This window comes from Deltaproteobacteria bacterium (assembly GCA_011773515.1).
Taxonomy (GTDB): domain Bacteria; phylum Desulfobacterota; class Deferrimicrobia; order J040; family J040; genus WVXK01.
This window is the reverse complement of sequence record WVXK01000003.1, coordinates 1-1,137: the sequence shown is the minus strand read 5'-3', so window position 1 is coordinate 1,137 and position 1,137 is coordinate 1. Positions and strand designations below refer to the sequence as shown.

General features: G+C 56.2%; 1 protein-coding gene and 1 pseudogene (1 of these 2 only partly in view). Both read left to right on the top strand.

What is annotated here, in order from left to right; all coding sequences use genetic code 11:
* Positions 1–384 (top strand): annotated as a pseudogene (locus GTN70_00500) (tRNA 2-thiouridine(34) synthase MnmA) (it extends 632 nt beyond the left edge of the window).
* The coding region (locus GTN70_00495; GenBank protein NIO15482.1) for a radical SAM protein at positions 381–1,137 on the top strand (757 nt) is incomplete at its 3' end. The pseudogene GTN70_00500 and the gene GTN70_00495, both read left to right, overlap by 4 nt.

The following is a 1,137-nucleotide window of genomic DNA, read 5'->3' as shown; positions in this document are numbered from 1 at the left end:
ATTTTCCACTATACCGTCGGGCAGCGAAAGGGCCTCAGGGTGCAGGGAGACGTCCCCTACTACGTTGTTCACATCGACCCGGACAAAAACAGGGTTATCGTCGGGACCAAGGAGCATCTCCATGCCGATGGGGCGCTCGTCACAAATATCAACCTGTTGAAAAAGGATCTTCCTCCGGATGGGTTCCCGGCAGACGCGAAGGTTCGCTACCGGTCCGATTCTGTCCCGTCGACAGTCACCGTTGACGGGGACACGATGACGGTGACCTTCGATCGGAAGGTAAAAAGTGTAACACCCGGCCAGGCGCTCGTCCTCTACAGGGACGATGAGGTATTCGGGGGAGGTGTCATCAGGGAGCCTCTCTACAGGGAACGGGAAAAATGAAGAGGGTGTCGGTTAAGACGATCGGGTGCAAGACGAACTTTGCCGACACGAGGGTGCTCGAAACGAGCCTCGAAAAGCTCGGGTTCGCGGTAGTCCCGTACGGGGAGGTCTCCGATCTGGTTATCGTGAACTCATGCGTCGTGACACAGAGAGCCGAGGCAGACAGCCGCCGGGCGCTTACAAAGGGGAAGAGGTCAGGCGGAAATCCTAAGACTGTCCTTACCGGCTGCGGGGTTTTGAAAAATGGAAAGCCGAGCCTCGCAGAATTTGCAGATCTCGTTCTCCCCATGGAGCATCAGGGAAGCGAAAAGAAGTTGACGGCGCTGTTTGCCGGGCAGATTGCTCGAAAGGACTTAAAAGGATATGGACGGGAATCGCTATCCCGGGCCAACCGGTCGAGGGTTTTTGTCAAGATACAGAACGGCTGCGATAACAGGTGCTCCTATTGTATCGTTCCTTCCGTCAGGGGGAAAAGCGTCTCCCGGCACCATGAGGATGTCCTGAAGGAGATCCGCGCATACGAAGATCAGGGATTCCCGGAGGTTGTTCTCACGGGCAACCACATCGGTAGCTACGGGAATGATATCCCCGGTTTACCCTCCCTTTCCACGCTCGTGGAAATGGCCCTGAAAGGGACGGGCAGGATCCGCATACGGCTCAGCTCCACAGAGGTGGACGAGGTGGACCCACATCTTTTGGAAATGGTGACGGGAGAAAAACGCCTCTGCAATCACCTGCACATACCGCTGCAGA